The following is an 18,203-nucleotide window of genomic DNA, read 5'->3' as shown; positions in this document are numbered from 1 at the left end:
CAAGTCCTTACTTGGCGGTCTTTGGTTGGCCGATAAAAGCGACACGCTTAGGCGGTCAGGGACAGCCAGTGATCTGAAGAAGTCTGCTCACTGTGTTCAGCGGTGTCGTTCGCCTGCCGAACCCATGGCTGGAAACTGTCATCTTCCGGTTGTGAGGAAGAGTGTGACGAGCTCTGATCACCCTGGCCGACATTCACATCGACGTGCACAAACTGTTGCTGCTGAAGCTCGGCACGCAGTCGTTCAGAGACCTGTACCAGCGCATCCCGAACGGCTGCATTGTTAGCATTCAGCTGAATGTTGAGTCGATCACCTTCCACGCGCACCAGCAAATCCAGTTTGCCCAAATCCGGCGGATCGAGACGGATACGGGCTTCCTGAAGGTGCTGAGTAGCCTGAAGAGAAACTTTGTCGTGCAGTACTTGCAGCATCTGTTCGCCCCATTTGGCTGGTTGGCTGCCGTCAAGGTGCATGGCTGCCCAAGTCACGGGACCGGCTGACTGAGCGGGCATTGTCGGACCGGCACCAGTTGCGCCTGCACTGCCCAGCGAGCCGTGCAATGAGTTATGTAATGAGCCATGTAATGAGTTATTGGCCGTGCCGAGGGTGTCGGTGAATGTGGCGGTTCTGTCCGCTCCCGGCAGCAGGGCATCGCTCAGCCCGTTGCTTACACTGCGCTGGCTTGCCAGCATCCCATCTGTCAGAGGTGTACCCGATAATGTTGAACCCGGCGATGTGCCTGATGTCCAGCCATTAGGGCCTGTACTGGTCAGCCCATTGCTGGCGCTGACGGCGTCAGCAGATAAGGAACCTGTCATCAAGAAGCCAGCAGTGAGGCCTGTAGGCATGGCTGTGCCAACCGTCGTGGCGGACATGACCCCGGGAACGGCTGCTATCTCTCCTGACATAGCTGATGTTACTTGTCCTGCAGAATTCCCGGTATGTGGCGATGCCTTCGGATTCGCTGGCATCGAATGAGAGGCAGACATACCGGTAGCAGGCGTATCGGCGGCAGATGAATCATCCTCGTCAGTACGGGAGTTTCGTTCAGCCGATGCGTGTGCTTTATCATTGCGGGTGGCGTTGTCCGATTGCTTGCGACGCTGAGCTATCTCGCGTGCTGACGAAAAACTGTCATGTCCGGCTTCAGGCACCGGGCTTTTTTTCGGGCTGAACGCATTTTTTAGACCCAGGCCTTCGGATACCGAGCCGGATATTGCGTTGGAGCCATTGTTAGGAAGAATGGAAGTCTGCATCCTTTACTCCATGTTCAGAGCCAGTTGATAGGCTTCAAAGCGCTCTTTCTGATCGCCGGTGGCAGCGATCTGGATCTGGACTTCCTCTCGGGCTTCCGAAAGGGCCTGCATCGCGCGTTGGTGTTCCAGTTGCAGACGTGCCAGTTCAGCCTGAATCTCGGGATTTAGGCCGGATTGCCGATACTGTTGACGGCATGCTGTCAACAGACGGCGAAGCTTCAGATCGGTCTGGCTCAGCACTTGCCAATCCTGGCGCTGTGCGGCCAGGAATAGCTGCTGGCGACACTGTTGCAGCATGACGGCAGTGACATTAAACATGCGTACCGAACCCTTCCCAGCCTTCACGGATATTGGTCATGACCTTTTCGACGTTGTCGAGGCGGTTCAGATCATTGTTGAGGCTGGCGCGGAACAGTTCAAACTGGGCAAACTCGTACAGATCGTGAAGGTTGGCTGCAATTTCTCCGCCTTGTTCCATATCCAGCGCACTGTCCAGACCCGTCAGAATGTTCATACACTTATTGATCCCCGTGCCTTTTTCGGCAAACCGCTTCGCGATGATGTGGCCTTTGATTCGTACCAGTTCATCCATAAAACCGTTAATCAGCATCAGTACCAACTGATGCGGGGAAGCAGAGGCAGCCTGGGCATCCAGATCAACTTGCTGGTAAGCGTTAAAACCGGAATCTTGCATTAACATAAAAAGGGTCCTTTACATTGCGAACAGACCGCTGGTCTGATTCATTTGAGTCATGATTTGATTCATCTGGGTGAACTGGGCCAGGTAACGGTCGTACGCCATGTCATATTTGCGCTGTAACGCTTCCTGTTTGGTGTCAATTCGTGACAGGTTCTGCTTAATCGCGTCTTTTCGAGATGAAAACAGGCCACTGGAAAATTTCAGGTACGGCTCCATAGCACTGTCCAGCGAGTCGAACAGGTTACCGTCGCCGTTGAACATGGCTTCCAGTGCGGCACCGTTGTTCTGTTGCGCTGCCGTAAAGCGTTTTTCATCCAGTTCCAGCTTGCCTTCCCGATTGATACTCAGGCCCACTTCCATCAGGCTTTTGCCTTCAAACTGACTGCGCAGAACGTTATTGAGCTGGCTTTCAATTGAACGGGTAGTCGGGTCTCCGGCCAGTGCGCCCCGTTTGCTGTCTTCTGAGCCGGTTGAGGTCAGGCGATCGATGGTTGAAACCAGGTTGTTGTAGGCGTCAATGAAGGTGTTGAGCTGCTCTTTAGTCGCTTCGCTATCGGCGGCAATACCCATGCTAATCGGTGTGTCACCGGCGCTCTGGGCCTTGTTAACGGTGATATCGACACCATCAATGACACCGCTGAAGGTATTGCTGCCGTTGGTCAGTTTCAGTCCGCTGCCTTGTGGCCCCAGCCAGATCACAGCATCCTGTGGGGTACTGATATCCGTGGTATTGGTAAAGGCGTCGTCGAACCAAGCCTGGCCGGTGCCCGAGGCGGACACCTGAATCGTATTGGCGACGCCGGTTTCGGTACTCGACAGCATGAAATGGGTTTCGCCATCTGCGCGAACCAGCGTGGCATTCACCCCTTTGTTATTGCTGTTGGTGTTGATTGCGGTAGCAAGTTCCGCCATGGTGGCTTTCCCGTCGCCGTCGTTGTCGACGGTGGAGAGATCAACCGAGAATGTTTCGCCATCGATGGTGAAGTCCAGCGTACCTGTTGTCGGAATCTCGGTCGTTGACGTGATCCCCGCTGGCATACCGGTCGACATCTGATGCGCGGTGGCGACCTGCTCTACGAAAATCTGGTAGTTACCGGTCAGGGCGTTGGCATTGGTGCTGGCGGTAAAAAAGCCTTCTTCGCTCAATGTGGCTGCGTTCGTGATAATGCCCGACGTGGCCGTATTCATCTTGTTGACCGCGGTGCGGAACTCCCGCAGCGCGGTTTCTACCTCACCCAGCGCTTTCAGCTGGCTCTGGTATTTATCAGCCTGGAGTTGGTAACGCGTCTGGAAAGGTTTGACATCCAGGGTGGCGAACTGGGTTGCCATCGAAATTGGATCCATTGAGCTCATGTCAGCACTCCTAATTGAGATAGTGTTGTTTGGCAATAACCGTGCCAGCTTTAAACTGCATTTAAGTAATAAAAATCAGCTGTTTACGCACAATAAATACTCAGCGCGGAAGTGAAGCTTCCGCTACTCGCTTCCGCCTGTGGGTTCCGCTGATTCCGCTTTCCTGTTTTTGCTTCGTTTCCAGAGAGCGAATCGATGCGAGCGGGGGTTGATTCTCAAATACAATGGGAAAGCGTTGATTTTGCTGGTGTCACCAGGCAATGAGGCGACCAGAGCGCTGCGGGAATTAACCGTTAAGTGACCGAACGGAACTGGCATCACAGGGGGCAAAGCAGGCGGGCGTGATATCAGGCAAAGTGCACAGTGAACAACTAACAGTGGGCAATGCGAAATGCACTTGCTTTGGGGGAAACTTATTTTCAGTCAAGTGCTTACAGGTTATGCGTGTCGATAGTCAAAGTGAAAAATGAAGAGAGTAAACCGGACGGGTACATGGGGCAGCTGATGTACAAAAAACAAAGCCTCCGTTAAGGAGGCCTTGCCAAAGGAGTGTCTGAGCGACTTGATTAACGCAGCAGTGACATTGCCATACCTGGCAGCTGGTTAGTCTGAGACAGAACGGTAGTACCGGCTTGCATCAGCATCTGGTTTTTGGTCATGTTTGATGATTCCACTGCAAAGTCAGTATCCATGATACGGCCTTTTGCGGCAGAAGTGTTTTCTACCATGTTGCCCAGGTTAGTGATGGTGTGCTCCAGACGGTTGATATTCGCACCCAGTGCTGAACGTGCAGCACCCAGATCAGCCAGCAGACCAGCATCACCTTTTGCGCCTGTCAGTGTTGTCAGTGCCGTTTGAGCGTTAGCTTCTGAAGTCAGATCACCCAGAGCCAGAGTACCTTTAGTACCAACAGTGGTATTGATCTTCTGAACTTCTGTAGACACATTCACTGCCAGCTGATCGCCAGCGTTGGTGCCGATTTGGAAGTTCACTGCTGCAGCTTCAAATGCACCGCCGCCGTCAGCCAGTAAGGTGCGACCACCAAAGCTGGTAGAAGCCATAACATTAGCCAGTTCTTCACCCAGTTGCTGGTATTCTGCATTCATGGCTGTACGGTCAGTCGCCGTCACAGAACCGTTTGATGCCTGAGTTGCCAGGTCATTCATGCGGTAAACGATGTTAGTCATTTCGTCCATCGCACCTTCGGCAGTCTGCATCATCGAGATGCCGTCCTGGGCGTTGCGCATTGCCATAGACATGCCGCGAGACTGTGCGTCCAGACGGTTTGCAATCTGCAGGCCTGCTGCGTCATCAGCGGCTGAGTTTACACGGTAACCGGTGCTCAGACGTTCCATCGCTGTGTTCAACAGGTTAGACGTATTGTTCAGGGTGTTTTGAGTAACCAGTGACGCGTAGTTAGTGTGCATTGATAGAGCCATGATAGTTCTCCTCGTTCAAATCTATCTGGATGTTTTCCTGCTCAACCACTGTATGCGGACGTCTTCTGGCGATGATTAATCAAGAATTAAAAATAAATCTATAAATAACGGCGAGAGAATAGAATTGGTGAACCTGAGCGCAAATCCATGATAGTTAGTCAAAAAAAATTTAATGTTTTCCTTTAGATAATCAGAAAGGTTTGATGGAAGGCAGAGGCAGAGGCAGAGGCAGAGGCAGAGGCAGAGGCAGAGGCAGAGGCAGAGGCAGAGGCAGAGGCAGAGGACGGGGACTGGCATTCAGAGCGAAAAAAGCCCCGCTGACGGGGCTGAAAAAATGATGTGGCAGGTTAGTTGTTTGACGCTACCAGTCGCAGTGGCATCTCTCTGACCGTGCTTGGAATATCCCGGATATACCCGAAATAGTAGGACGCGCCGAGTGACCGGTAGTGGTGAAGATCCTGTCTTGTGCCAACACGACCAGCGATGAAATCAATCTGCTGTTCACGGGTGAAAGCGGCGATCGGCTCTAGCCCGTCGCGACTGGCCTCACTGGTTAAGGGCTGGGAAACTTTAATCGCGTCCGGGTGGAATGCGCGGGTATAAACCAGATGTTCACTGGGCGTGTTCAACTCGAACCAAAGCCTGTCGGATTGTGCCCTCAGCCAATGCAGTTGCTGCGTGAGGGCTGGCACTGGCGGGAGTGAGTGAATCAGCTGGATGCAGGGAATGATGTGCGCCATGGCTGCACTGTGCTGGCGGTAAATTTCTCGCAGAAATTGCTGTCCCTGCGGGCTGCTCACCGTCTCAGACTGCAAGGGCACGACAACGGCATGAATGGTGGCCGGACGATAAACATCCAGCTGGCAACGGATCAGCCTTACTGCCAGATACAGGCTGTAGAGATCTAAGCTGATGCGCATGGTCTCTGACAGGGCAAAGCGGTAAACACTCTGCTCGCTGTTTCCGCCAAAGCGCAGGGTCAGATGCTGAAAATATTCGTCATCGCTTTGGGTATGCCGAATGGCCTGACAGACATGGCGGATGTCATTGTAGCGCAGTGCATCCAGCACAATGCTGTCATCCTTGTGACTTACCGCCGCTGGCATCAGCCCCAGCACAAACGCGCGAAGTGTATTGAGTTGTGTGAGGTTATCCAAGGTTGCCTACCACGTTTATCTGTTTGTTTTCCGGAATTTCGTTATATGACAGCACCGCCAGTCCCTGGGCGAATGTGCGGGCATACCGTGACAGTAATGGTCGCAGTTGCGGCATCACCAGCAGAACCGGTGCCAGGCCCTGCTGTTTCAGCTGTTGGCGAATCAGTGGCAGATTTTGCTGGAACTGGCTCAGAATATTCGGCTCAATCGGGAAACTGTCGAGCATCACAGGTCCGCCTGCCTGAGCCTGTTGCAGCGACGTCATCAGCATCTGTTCCAGGTTATCGGAGAGGGTGTACACGCTCAGTTCCCGTTTGTCGCCATTGATCAGGCTCACCAGGGTTCGGCGCAGGCTGCATCGCACATCAGCGGCAAGCAGAATCGGGTCTTTGGTGTTCTCGCTGCTGTCGAGCATGGTGTTGGCGATGGTTCGAATATCTTTCAGGGGAACCTGATCCAGTAACAACTGGCGGAAAACTTTCAGCTGTTGTGCTGGGTTGAGTGCCGCGCTCAATGCCTCGGCCAGTTTTGGGGCCTGGTGAGCGAGACGCTGGTTCATCAGGTCGACATCGTCATGGGTGAACAGCTCGGCAAGGTGCGTTTTCATCACTTTGCTCAGATGAGTGGCAATCACGGTGGCATCATCCACAACCTGATAGCCCATGTTCAGCGCGCGCGCTTTGTCATCGTGTTGGATCCATACCGCTGGGAGCTGATAGGCCGGGTCACTGCCGAGAATACCGTCTATGTCACCATAGGTTTCCCCGACGGCAATCGCCATCAGGCGATCCGGTTCGATCATCCCCTGTTCAATGATTTCACCGTTGACCGACAAGGTGTACTGGTTAGGTTTCAGGCTCAGGTTATCGCGGATGTTGACTTCCGGCAGTAGATAACCGACCTGCTCGGACAGGTTTTTACGCACCCCGCGGATACGCTGGGTCAGTGGCGCACCCTGCTCTTTGTTGACCAGGTGCACCAGCCGAAATCCCAGAGCCAGTGACAGGCTGTGAATATGCGGAATATCGTCCCAGTTCAGTGGCTGCTCCTGATCGCGCTGCATGGCATCGGATATGGCCTGCACTTCGTCCAGCTGCGTGTCACGAACAGGGGCTTTGAGTTGACGCCAACCCGCAAAGGCCAGTACTGCAGAAAAAGAGAAGAAGGCCAGATGAGGCATGCCCGGAACCAGCCCGATCACCAGCATCACCCCGGCGACTGTGAACAGAGTCGCTGGGGTGGCCAGTAGCTGATTACGCATCGTCTCGGCCATGTCGTCATCGCTGTCGTTAACACGGGTGACGATAATGGCTGCGGCCGTTGCCAGTAACAGTGATGGGATTTGTGCGACCAGGCCATCACCAATGGTCAGCAGGGCATAGGTTTTAAAGGCATCTGACGCCCCCAGACCATGCTCGAACACCCCGATACTGATCCCGCCCAGAATGTTAATAAACAGGATCAGCAGACCAGCGATGGCATCGCCGCGAACGAATTTGGAAGCACCGTCCATGGAACCGTAAAAGTCGGCTTCATTCGCCACTTCCCGTCGGCGCTGCTTGGCGCGTTCCTGATCGATCAGACCCGCGTTAAGATCGGCATCAATCGCCATCTGTTTACCCGGCAGGGCATCCAGAGTGAAACGGGCAGCCACCTCTGAAATACGTTCACCACCTTTGGTAATCACGACAAAGTTAATGATCATCAGGATGACGAAAATCACCATACCGACCACATAATTACCGCCGATAACCACTTCACCGAATGCCTGAATGACCTTACCGGCCGCATCGCCGCCGTTATGGCCTTCCAGTAAGACAACCCGGGTTGAGGCTACGTTCAGGGTCAGACGCATTAGCGTCGCGACCAGCAGGATAGTCGGGAAAACCGAGAAATCTAACGGGCGTTTGGCTGTTGTACTGACCAGCAGAACCAGAATGGCCAGCACAATGTTGAAAGTGAACAGGGCATCGAGCAGCATCGGTGGCAGTGGCAGGATCACCATAGCCAAGATCATGAGCAAAACAAACGGGATACCGATATATCCTTTGCTCGACTGTCGGAGTTGGGTTAGCCAATTAAACATGCGTAGTCCTTCTTACGGCGTTTCGTGCTGTAGTCAAAGTCAGCATCTTGTTATCTCTTGTCCGGTTGAATTGCGTTAATCTGTTTGCGTTACGTGGTTGGTGTTCAAACAAAATCGGTCACTCTGTAAAGCACGACAGGAAGCGTCAATGCTGTAAATGTTTTGGAATGACAAATGTCGGCAACGGCTGAGGCTGATTGCCCTGGCCAGTTCGGAACGCCCTGAGTTGCAGCACATAAGTGAGAATATGGGCGACGGCAATATACAGCTGACTCGGAATTGCTTGTTCCAGCTGGGTAGTGTGGTAAATCGAACGAGTCAGGGGCGGCGAGCTGAGAATCTCCACCCCATTTTCGCGGGCGATACGCTGAATGTGCATGGCGGTTTCATCGATTCCCTTGGCGACCACAAAGGGAGCATCTGCCAGCGCCGGGTCATACTTGATGGCAACGGCATAATGGGTCGGGTTGACGATCACCACGTCCGCCTGCGGCACGGTTTTTTCAATCTTACGGCGGGCGAACTGTTGCTGAATCTGGCGGATGCGTTGCTTCACTTCCGGACGCCCTTCGTTATTCTTAAATTCTTCTTTGAGTTCCTGCTTGGTCATTTTCAGCTGTTTGAGGTGCTCCCAGCGCTGGTAGGGAATATCAATCAAGCCAAACAGCAGCAGTGCCAGCCCCATCAGCAATACCCCGTCATACAGGATGACCATGATGGCAACTACGCCCTGCTCCAGCGGTAGCGACTGCATCCCCAGCAACTGAGCCAGGTGCTGATCCAGATAGAAATACAACAGCGCAAAAATGACCGTTACTTTCAGGGCTGATTTCAACAGCTCAACCAGCGAGCGGCTGGAAAACATCCGTTTGATACCCGCCAGTGGGTTGAGCTTACTGAGTTTAGGCAGTGCCCCGGCCGGGTAAAACAGCCATCCCCCCAGTACCAGTGAACTGGCGAAGGTGGCCACCAGGATGGCCGCAAACAACGGCAGCAACAGCTCAATGATAAGACCAAGACTCTGACCTAATTGTTCGATGGCCTGCCACGGGTTCTCCAGATCGGCATGGGTGAGTGCCATGTTAAAACGGAAGATACCAGCCATGCTTTGCCAGATGTCGGACAGTTGCGTCGAAAAATAGACGGCCACCACCAGAAAGATCACTGCAGTGGTGAAATCTTTGGCGCGGGGAATCTGTCCCTGCTCACGGGCTTTGCGGATTTTCTGGGGAGATGCCTTTTCGGTTTTGTCCTGGGCTGAATGGTCGCTCATACGCCTCCCGTCACAAACAGCTGGAGTTGTTCCAGTGTGGTATGAACCAGTTCGGTATAGCGTCCCGGCACCCCGCTGACAGACAGCAGGATACTGAACAGGCCGAGAATCATGGTCATCGGAAAACCCAGTGCGTACACATTGAGGCTGGGTGCGGCACGGTTCATAACACCAAAACTGATGTTAGCCAGCAGCATGGAAACGATGGCCGGTAACGCCAGCGCCAGCGCAGAAGCAAACATCCAGGTGATAAGATCAACGACATTGTGCAGGGACGGCATGGCCAGTCCCGAGCCGACCGGCCAAAGGTAAAAGCTTTGCACCAGAATATCGATCACCACCAAGTGGCCTTCCAGCGCAAGGAACAGCAGGGTGGAGAAGATCAGAAACATTCGCCCGAGAATCGCCACTGACAACCCATTGACCGGGTCATTCATCATGGCCATGCCGAGCCCCATCTGCAGAGAGACAATCTGCCCCAGCATTGTAAGTACGGTGAACAGCAAATGGATGATCAGGCCAAAGAAAATGCCCCATATCATTTGCTCGAACGCCAGTGCAATGGCTAACAGGGATAGCAGATCCACGGCTGGCATGGCAGGCATTAAGGGCGCCGTGATCACCGCCAGTGACAAGGCGAGTAATGCCCGTACCCATAACGGGATGAGCGCATCCCCAAAAAACGGCATGGCCAGCAACGCTGCTCCAATTCGGAAAAACGGCCACCAGAACTGGCCCAGCCAGGCATTGAATTCCGCGAACGTGATGACCATCAGCCGATCATCCCGGGAATGTTGTGGAACAGGTAATCAAACAGCTCCATCAGGCGACGAAGCATCCAGTGGCCAGCGAAAATCACCATTAGCAGCGTGACAATCAGACGAGGCAAAAAGCTCAGGGTCTGTTCGTTAATCTGGGTTGCCGCCTGAAATACAGCAATCAGCAGCCCCACCACTAAGCCGGGTAAAACCAGCACCAACACAATGTTGATAATGACCCATACAGCATCAGAAAACAGGGTAACGGCAAGTTCCGGCGTCATGTCATTCTCCCTCTAGCCGAAACTGGCGGATAAGGTGCCCACGGTCATTGCCCAGCCGTCGACCAGGACAAAAATCACCAGTTTGAAAGGCAGGGAAATGATCAATGGCGACAGCATCATCATCCCCATTGCCATCAGCACACTGGCCACTACCAGGTCGATGATGAGAAACGGGATAAACAGCATAAAACCGATCTGGAACGCCGTTTTCAGTTCGCTAATGACAAAGGCTGGTAACAGGACAGCAAATGAGATGTCCTCTGCTTTCTGATCAAGCGGTTCGTTGGCAATTCGCAGCATTTGCTCAAGGGCACTTTGTTGTGTCTGGCGCAGCATAAAGTCGCTGACCGGTTTCTCAGCTCTGTCAAAAGCCTGCATCAGGGTAATGTCTCCCTGATCGTATGGCACAAATGCATTGTGATACACGTCGGTCCAGACCGGGCGCATGATCAATATGGTCAGTGCCAGGGCAATCCCGACCAGTACCCGGTTAGGCGGACTTTGTTGCAAGCCCAATGCCTGACGCAGAATCGCCAGAACAATAATGATTCGGGTGAAGCTGGTTGCCATCAGCAAAAAAGCCGGCAGAAAACTGAGTGCCGTCATCAGCAGCAAAATTTGCAGCTTAACGCTGTATTCCTGCTCAGTTTGTCCGTCAGTGACTGTTAGGAAGGACAAGCCGCCGTCACCGGCCAGAGTGGGAAAGCTGGCACTCAGCGCCAGCAATCCGATCAGGACAACACTGCCAATCATCAGGCGGCGTCTGGCCGCAAGGGAGACATTGAAAGGAGTCATTGTGGGTGTTGCCATCAATCAGTGTTCCAGGGAGTTGATTGGTGAATCCACCACATCAATCAGGCGCAGGCCATATTTTTCATTAACCACAACCACTTCGGCGTGTCCCATCAGCGAGCCGTTGACTTTCACATCCAGCGGTTCGCCATTCAGTTTGTCCAGTTCGATAACCGTGCCTTCTCCGGCTCTCATCAGCTCACCGAGAGAGATTTCAGTACTGGACACTTCCAGTGTCACCGTGACCGGAATTTTGCGGAAGAAGCTCAGATCCCGCTCAGGCATCGATGCCATGGCTGGCGCGGAGGCAGCCAGGTCGGTATCGAAATCTTCAAGTTGCAGATCATTGAAGTTCAAATCCTCGGCATTGAATGCGGTTTGTTCGTTCATCTCACTCATGAATGGGAATCCTTGGTTTCTTTCAGTATCAGGACCAGCTGACCGTTCTGATCAGCGACTTGTCCGTTGAATAAATGTTCCTGGCCAATACTGACCGGTGCCTGGGTTAGCAGATCGATCGGAATGATGTCGCCGGGTTGCAGGGCAAGAACCTGGCTGAGCGGCATGACCTTACGGCTTAACACGGCTTGCAGACTGACCGGGGTTTTTTCCAGGGCGTGACGGAATCGGTGGGGAATGGCCGGATCCTGGGGTTGCAGCTCCAGTTCATTGATCAGGGTTTGAATCAGATGTCCGTCAAGCAGCACGGACAATGTGCCGCTCTGGGACTCGCAAGTCAGAGTAAACCTGACTAGCAAACCCACATCGTTGCTTGGGATTGCCTCCATGCTCTGCCACATATCATCAGGCGCAATGGCATCGGCGATCAGGCGGCCAAGACGTTGTTGTAAACGCAGGTCACTGTTGGACAGAGCGATACCTGCAAGCGCACTTGTGTCTGACGCGTTTGCCCGGTGAATGGCCGCTCCGTAGAAGTGATCTGACAGGCCCAGCAGCGAGGCTTTTTCCAACTGAATGCTCAGCAGGCCGCCTTGTTGGTGACAAAATGTTGACGCTGTCTGCATCGCCTCGGCATGTTCAGGGAAATGTAAGGTTATCTCATTGAAATGAAATGATACGGAATAGTTCAGCAGCCATTTCTGAATCTGGTTTTGAATGCCTGAGACTGAACCTTCAAGAATCTTTCTGAGTTCCTCCCGTATCGTATGGATTGGCCTGCCCAACAAATCCGTATTCAGCGTCGGATATTGGTGGTCGCCCTCTAATTCAATAGATTTCATTTTTACATCCGGTTAATGATATGAAACTCATTTAGTTATTTTTATTATTAATATATATGTAACTAGAAAAGTTAATGCGGTCAGTCTACCCCGTCATTTTTATATTCAATGATATTACAAATTCAAATTTGTGACTTTAGTCCACATAATATAAAGCGTTAAGAATTATTGGTTTTCATCTTTTCCATTTAGTGCAATTTTTAGGTGCCTCACCAAATTAACCTTATAATTATTATGCAAATTGTTTAACTTATTGTTAATAAATGGTTTGTTTGTTTGGCTCCAATTGCCGTTAGGCTTATGAAATAAAATGAGAAGTGTCAAATTCTCGTCTCTGAGTGTCAATAATTCACGATTGGCAGGAAAAGGTGAGGGTTTTCTTATTGATTTATAAATCTGATGAAAATATTCAATCTCATTCATTGGTAAAACACTGAATGAATTTTGTACAGAATACTAATAAAGATGAAAAAGAATATGGGCAAGAGAGGGAATGCTCATGATTAATAAGTGCTGTAAGAATTCATGGATATTTCTTTTGGCATTTCAAGTTGGCCAGGTAAACGCTCAAAATATTGCAGTTCCTATTGATTTAGTTAAATGGGAATATAAAGGCGACCATTTTCAGTGTTTATTAAATCAAAAGATAAATAATTTTGGGCAGGTGTCATTTATCGCTGAACCAAGTCAGAAATTGGCTTTTAAAGTGGAAAGTTTTCAGCTGCCTCAATCCATTCAGATTGCCAAACTGTACCAGTGGGAATCGCCGTGGAGCCGCAACGAGCAGTTGCTGCCGGTCGGTGAGGCTCGCCAGGTATCCAATCATGAGCTGATTTTTAATGGCGCAATGGATGATGTGCTTCGAGCGATGTCTGAAGGCGCATGGCTTCAGCTGTCTGTTTCTTCGCAAACATTGGAATCTCCGGTACTGGTGCAGTTGCCGGGCGTTCACCTGCGTGACGCATTGACCGAATTCACGCGTTGCCGAGCCGCGTTGCCTGCAATGTCGTACCAGCAGGCAAGGGATTTAACCTTACCGTTTGAGTCCGGTCAGCGTGTTGCTTCATCGCAACAGCAGCAAATCCTGCGTGACATTGCAGAGTACGTCCGACTGGATAAATCGGTGAAGCGGATTCTGATTGACGGGCATACCGACAATGTCGGCTCTTCACTGGCGAATCTGCAAATTGCCAGAGTTCGGGCTGATGATGTGGCCAGTGTACTGGAAGAAGCCGGTGTGCCGGCATCGCTAATCCAGGTTCGTGCACACGGGGCGCGTTATCCCGTTGCCGGTAACGACTCGGAGCTGGGCCAGGCGAATAATCGCCGGGTGACCGTTCGTGTTATTCGTCGTCAGGACGATAAAGGGAGCCAGTCAGACTAATGCGCCACCAATCTATTCAACTCATAGAACCTGATTTTCATCTTGCCCGCCCGGTGATTGAAGTACTGGAACTGGCCGGTTATACCGTCAGTCATTTCACTTCAGGCCGGGCTGTTTTGCATAACCGGCTGGGGGGGATCACTCTGGTCAGCTCTAACTTGCACGACATTAGTCTGACCGAGTGGATTCGTCACAGCCAGCTGAATCCGGATGCCAAAGGTAACACGCCGGTGGCGATTGCTATTGTCGATCAGGATCAGGGACTGCTGGCGGCCGACGCGATGAAAGCGGGAGCCACTGATTACCTGCTAAGGCCGTTTGAAGCCTCGCAACTGCTGAGTTTATTGCAGCGGGTCGAAGCGCTGGAAAAACCCATGGACGATATCGTGGCGGAATCCTGGCGCAGTAAGCAGATACTGCAACTGGCGCACCGGGCTGCCTGTACCAGTGCCACCGTGCTGATCACGGGCGAATCAGGAACCGGAAAGGAAGTGTTGGCCCAGTATGTGCACCAGCATTCGCTGAGGGCAGATAAACCGTTTGTGGCGGTTAACTGTGCGGCAATCCCGGAGTCCATGCTGGAAGCGGTGCTGTTTGGTCACACCAAAGGGGCTTTCACCGGAGCTATCCAATCCCAGAGCGGCAAGTTCGAAGAAGCAAATGGCGGTACGATTTTGCTCGATGAAATCGCAGAAATGGCACCGGCGCTGCAGGCGAAGTTGCTGCGAGTACTGCAGGAGCGGGAAGTGGAGCGAATCGGCAGCCATAAATCCATTCAACTGGATATCCGGGTGATTGCTGCCACCAATAAAGATTTACGCAAAGCCGTTCAGGAAGGGACATTCCGGGAAGATCTCTATTATCGTCTGGATGTTCTGCCGCTGCATTGGCCACCACTTCGTGAGCGTCCGGAAGACATTCTGCCTCTCGGTCAATTCTTCATTTCCAAATACCTCGAGCAGGGCAACTGCCAGTTGTCGGAAGATGCACGCAATGCACTGGTGCAGTACCACTGGCCGGGCAATATTCGCGAACTGGAAAACGTTATTCAGCGTGCGCTGGTGATGCGTCATGGTGACTTCATTACGGCTCAGGATCTGATGTTGCCGGTAGAGGTGACGAAGGTTGAAGTCTTGAATGGACAGGCGCTGAGTCGACCGGCGGAAGCTGACAAAGGCCATAAAGAAGCGAAAAAAATGGCGGAGTTCCAGTACATTCTCGACATTTTAAAGCAGTTCGGCGGGAACCGTACCCAGACGGCTGAGGCGCTGGGGGTGTCGACCCGGGCGTTGCGATACAAATTGGCAGCCATGCGTGAGCAGGGAATAGACCTGGACGCTGAGCTTGGATCAGCCGCCTGAAAGGAGATGAAAAATGGCAAATAACACTTTAGTTCAGCTGGCTTCGTCTGAGCAGATGATGCTGAGCAAAATGCAGAATATGCAACAACGGATTGCGCTTGACTTTGTGGTGTCAGCAAATCCCCTCGATACCCGTATCGTGACGGAGAATCGGATCGCCGATGGAGCGCTCAACCCGCCGCTTTCCTTCTCCGGAGCCATGCGTCAGGTACTGGACAGTGTCAATGCCCATCAGGCGGATGCCAGTGCCAAAATGACCGCGGTGGAAACCGGGCAAAGTGACGATCTGGTCGGGGCGATGATCGCCAGCCAGAAAGCCAGTTTGTCTTTCTCGGCCCTGATGCAGGTACGCAACAAGGTCGTCGCCTCGTTCGATGAAGTCATGAAAATGCCGGTGTAAGTTATGTCAGAAGTTATTGCTCAACCTACTTCCGCCTCAGCACCGTCTGCTGAGGCTATGGTGGCCAGGGCCAAATCCCTGTGGCACAGCAACCAGCGAAATCTGGTTCTTTCTGCGGTGATGGCGGCGATTGTGGCGGCCATCATCGTTGTTGCATTGTGGAGTTCCAGCCAGAATTATCGCCCGCTCTACGGTCAGCAAGAGCGTTTTGATACCGGGGAGATCATCTCGGTACTGGAAGGGGAAGGTATCCCATACCGCTTACAGGAAGAAAATGGTCAGGTTCTGGTCGAGGAAGGCGAAGTGGCCCGTATCCGGATGCTGCTGGCGGCCAAAGGTATCAAGGCTAAGCTGCCGACCGGGCTGGACTCCCTGAAAGACGACTCTTCACTGGGCACCAGCCAGTTTATGGAAACGGCCCGCTACCGCCATGGACTGGAAGGCGAGCTGGTTCGCACCATTATCGCGCTGGATGCCGTTAACAATGCCAGGGTGCACCTGGCGATTCCCCGTCAGACACTGTTTGTCCGACAGCAGGCGGAAGCCCCGTCAGCATCGGTCATGGTTGAGCTGAAAGCCGGGGAAGACCTGAAAAATGAACAGGTTGAAGCCATTATCAATTTGATTGTCGGCAGCGTTACCGGCATGAAAATGGAAAACGTGTCGGTGGTCGATCAGTACGGTCGCCTACTGAGTGCCGATATCGGCAGTGCTGAAGTCGGCAAGGTGAACGCCAAGTTCCTCGATTACCAGAAGAACCTCGAAAAGCAGGTGATTCAGCGCGCGGCAGATATGCTGACACCGATTGTCGGGCCAAGTAATTTCCGGGTTCAGGTCGCGGCGGATATGGATTTCAGTCGTGTAGAAGAAACCCGGGAATCCATTGATCCGTCACCGGTGGTTCGCACGGAACACAGCATCCAGAATAACTCGATTGATAAGATCGCACTGGGTGTGCCGGGTTCGCTGAGTAATAAGCCGCCTGTGACCGGCAAGGAAGATCCCAAAGACAGTAAAAACACTAACGAGCGCTCTGAAGTGAATCGCCAATACGCGTTGGGCAGCAGTGTGCGACATACCCAGCATCAGCAGGGTAAGGTCAATAAGCTGACCGTTTCCGTTCTGCTGAATGCAGCGGCGGCGCCAAACGGTACGGCCTGGACGGAAGAGGAAAAGCAGCAGATCAGTACCATGGTAAAAGATGCTGTTGGTATCTCTGCAGCGCGTGGCGACAGCCTCAGTCTGCTCAGTTTCAACTTTACCCCGATTGAAATCGATGCGCCGCCCGCCATTCCGTGGTGGCAGGATCCGACCGTGCAGCAGCCGCTTCGCTACGTGATTGGCGGGATTCTGGGACTGGCCATGATCTTCTTTGTCCTGCGTCCCCTGATTGCTCACCTTACCGGGATTGATCGCCGCCGGACAGAGCTGGAATTTGCACCGCCGCAGGAAGAGCAGGACGACTATAACGCCGATGTGCAGACGCTGGCCGAGCGTGAGCATGAAAAACGCCTGAACCAGCGTCTGGCAGAGAAAGGGCTGGAAAGCACCAGCTCCGCACTGGATTCTCACCATGAACTGCTGTTGCCTCCACCGGGATCACCGCTGGAAATTCAGCTGAAACACTTGCAGCTGATCGCAAATGAAGAGCCGGTCCGGGTGGCCGAAGTCCTGAAACAATGGGTAAATGCAAATGAACAAAACACAAGCAAAAATGGCTGAGGCGAAGGCGTTCAGCAGCGTTGAAAAAACCGCTCTGGTTTTGCTTGGCATGGGAGAGGACGCTGCCGCGCAGGTGCTGCAGCACTTCTCTCGTGACGAAGTTCAGCGGGTGACGCGTGCCATGGCTAACCTCTCCGGCATCAAAAGTGAAAAAGCCAAAGGTGTGATTCAACGATTCTTTGATGATTTTCGTGCCCACAGCGGGATTCGCGGAGCGTCGAAAGAATACCTGTCCAACACACTGCGAAAAGCCCTGGGTAATGATCTTGCCAAGGGTTTGCTGAATAATATTTACGGCGATGAACTGCGTAACAATATCCAGCGTCTGCAATGGGTTGACCCGGAGGTACTGGCCAAGTTTATCGCGCAGGAACACCCGCAGATGCAGGCAATCTTCTTGGCTTATCTGCCACCGGAAAGCTCATCGCGGGTACTGTCGAAAATGCCGCCGGATTACCATGATGAACTGGTCTACCGGATTGCCCGCTTGCAGGAGATCGATCACGAAGTCGCGCGGGATCTGCAGGAACTGATTGAACGCTGTATCGACCATGTTTCTGTCAGTCACAGCGCACCGATTGATGGGGCGAAGCAGGCCGCTGACATCATTAACCGTTTCGACGGCGATCGGGGGCAGCTGATGGAAATGCTTAAATTGCATGATGAAAGCGTGGTGTCCGACATTGAAGAAAACATGTTTGATTTCATGGTGCTGGGACGTCAGCGCGACAACACCATGGATGTGCTGGTTCAGGCGGTTGCGGTTGAATTGTGGGCGATGGCGCTGAAAGGTTCGGAAATTCAGTTGCAACAGGCCATCAAACGCGCGATGCCGCAGCGGATGGTGAAGAACCTGGAAGATGAAATGGCCCTGAAAGGAGCAGTTCCACTGAGCCGGGTAGAAAAAGCCCGTCAGGACATCATGCAGATTGCGCGTGAAATGGCAGAAAACGGTGATATCGAGCTGCTGCTTTATCAGGAACAGACGGTGGAGTAA

18 protein-coding genes are annotated in these 18,203 nt (G+C 52.6%); 5 read left to right on the top strand and 13 right to left on the bottom strand.

Going from position 1 to position 18,203, the window contains the following annotated elements:
* Nucleotides 1–47: 47 nt before the first annotated feature.
* From PGW97_RS23780 to PGW97_RS23720, 13 genes are all read right to left on the bottom strand, one after another.
* Nucleotides 48–1,256, bottom strand: a complete 1,209-nt coding sequence (locus PGW97_RS23780; protein ID WP_273860026.1) for a flagellar hook-length control protein FliK — start codon at nt 1,254–1,256, stop codon at nt 48–50.
* Nucleotides 1,257–1,259: 3 nt separating this feature from the next.
* Nucleotides 1,260–1,574 (bottom strand): LafD, encoded by a 315-nt coding sequence (locus PGW97_RS23775; protein ID WP_273860025.1) that lies wholly within the window; start codon nt 1,572–1,574, stop codon nt 1,260–1,262.
* On the bottom strand, nt 1,567–1,956 hold the full coding sequence (gene fliS, locus PGW97_RS23770) for a flagellar export chaperone FliS (protein WP_273860024.1): 390 nt from the start codon (nt 1,954–1,956) through the stop codon (nt 1,567–1,569). The genes PGW97_RS23775 and fliS overlap by 8 nt, the downstream gene beginning before the upstream one ends.
* A gap of 12 nt (nt 1,957–1,968) precedes the next feature.
* Nucleotides 1,969–3,309, bottom strand: coding sequence for a flagellar filament capping protein FliD (gene fliD, locus PGW97_RS23765; RefSeq protein WP_047885089.1), 1,341 nt, complete (start codon nt 3,307–3,309; stop codon nt 1,969–1,971).
* Nucleotides 3,310–3,875: 566 nt separating this feature from the next.
* Nucleotides 3,876–4,748: a lateral flagellin LafA gene (gene lafA, locus PGW97_RS23760; protein ID WP_047885090.1), complete on the bottom strand. Its 873-nt coding sequence runs from the start codon at nt 4,746–4,748 to the stop codon at nt 3,876–3,878.
* Nucleotides 4,749–5,095: 347 nt separating this feature from the next.
* Nucleotides 5,096–5,905: an EAL domain-containing protein gene (locus PGW97_RS23755; RefSeq protein WP_047885091.1), complete on the bottom strand. Its 810-nt coding sequence runs from the start codon at nt 5,903–5,905 to the stop codon at nt 5,096–5,098.
* A complete protein-coding gene (flhA, locus tag PGW97_RS23750) occupies nt 5,898–7,991 on the bottom strand; it encodes a flagellar biosynthesis protein FlhA (RefSeq protein WP_273860023.1) in 2,094 nt (697 codons plus the stop codon). Before flhA ends, PGW97_RS23755 begins: the two co-directional genes overlap by 8 nt.
* A 145-nt stretch (nt 7,992–8,136) precedes the next feature.
* Entirely contained in the window at nt 8,137–9,264 is a 1,128-nt protein-coding gene (gene flhB / locus PGW97_RS23745) for a flagellar biosynthesis protein FlhB (RefSeq protein WP_273860022.1), read from the bottom strand.
* Nucleotides 9,261–10,037: a flagellar biosynthetic protein FliR gene (fliR, locus tag PGW97_RS23740; protein ID WP_273860021.1), complete on the bottom strand. Its 777-nt coding sequence runs from the start codon at nt 10,035–10,037 to the stop codon at nt 9,261–9,263. The genes flhB and fliR overlap by 4 nt, the downstream gene beginning before the upstream one ends.
* Nucleotides 10,037–10,306: a flagellar biosynthesis protein FliQ gene (fliQ, locus tag PGW97_RS23735; protein ID WP_047885095.1), complete on the bottom strand. Its 270-nt coding sequence runs from the start codon at nt 10,304–10,306 to the stop codon at nt 10,037–10,039. The genes fliR and fliQ overlap by 1 nt, the downstream gene beginning before the upstream one ends.
* Before the next feature lie 12 nt (nt 10,307–10,318).
* Nucleotides 10,319–11,059, bottom strand: coding sequence for a flagellar type III secretion system pore protein FliP (gene fliP, locus PGW97_RS23730; protein ID WP_217391823.1), 741 nt, complete (start codon nt 11,057–11,059; stop codon nt 10,319–10,321).
* Between the two features lie 60 nt (nt 11,060–11,119).
* Nucleotides 11,120–11,497 carry a flagellar motor switch protein FliN gene (gene fliN / locus PGW97_RS23725; protein WP_273860020.1) on the bottom strand — a complete coding sequence of 126 codons (378 nt, stop codon included), beginning with the start codon at nt 11,495–11,497 and terminating at the stop codon, nt 11,120–11,122.
* Complete coding sequence (locus PGW97_RS23720; RefSeq protein ID WP_053061813.1) at nt 11,494–12,339, bottom strand: FliM/FliN family flagellar motor switch protein; 846 nt, start codon at nt 12,337–12,339, stop codon at nt 11,494–11,496. The genes fliN and PGW97_RS23720 overlap by 4 nt, the downstream gene beginning before the upstream one ends.
* 493 nt (nt 12,340–12,832) lie before the next feature.
* On the opposite strand from PGW97_RS23720, the gene PGW97_RS23715 reads away from it, so the two are divergent.
* The 5 genes from PGW97_RS23715 to PGW97_RS23695 are packed head-to-tail and all read left to right on the top strand — an operon-like array spanning nt 12,833 to nt 18,203.
* Nucleotides 12,833–13,723 (top strand): MotY family protein, encoded by an 891-nt coding sequence (locus PGW97_RS23715; RefSeq protein ID WP_084712541.1) that lies wholly within the window; start codon nt 12,833–12,835, stop codon nt 13,721–13,723.
* Nucleotides 13,723–15,084, top strand: coding sequence for a sigma-54-dependent transcriptional regulator (locus PGW97_RS23710; RefSeq protein ID WP_047885097.1), 1,362 nt, complete (start codon nt 13,723–13,725; stop codon nt 15,082–15,084). Before PGW97_RS23715 ends, PGW97_RS23710 begins: the two co-directional genes overlap by 1 nt.
* Before the next feature lie 13 nt (nt 15,085–15,097).
* A complete protein-coding gene (gene fliE, locus PGW97_RS23705; protein WP_273860019.1) occupies nt 15,098–15,484 on the top strand; it encodes a flagellar hook-basal body complex protein FliE in 387 nt (128 codons plus the stop codon).
* A gap of 3 nt (nt 15,485–15,487) precedes the next feature.
* A complete protein-coding gene (gene fliF / locus PGW97_RS23700) occupies nt 15,488–17,206 on the top strand; it encodes a flagellar basal-body MS-ring/collar protein FliF (RefSeq protein ID WP_047885099.1) in 1,719 nt (572 codons plus the stop codon).
* Nucleotides 17,178–18,203 carry a flagellar motor switch protein FliG gene (locus PGW97_RS23695; protein ID WP_047885174.1) on the top strand — a complete coding sequence of 342 codons (1,026 nt, stop codon included), beginning with the start codon at nt 17,178–17,180 and terminating at the stop codon, nt 18,201–18,203. Before fliF ends, PGW97_RS23695 begins: the two co-directional genes overlap by 29 nt.

This window comes from Photobacterium sp. GSS17 (assembly GCF_028621875.1).
Taxonomy (GTDB): domain Bacteria; phylum Pseudomonadota; class Gammaproteobacteria; order Enterobacterales; family Vibrionaceae; genus Photobacterium; species Photobacterium ganghwense.
Note: the sequence above shows the minus strand (reverse complement) of the source record. Positions and strands in the feature narration are given on the sequence as shown.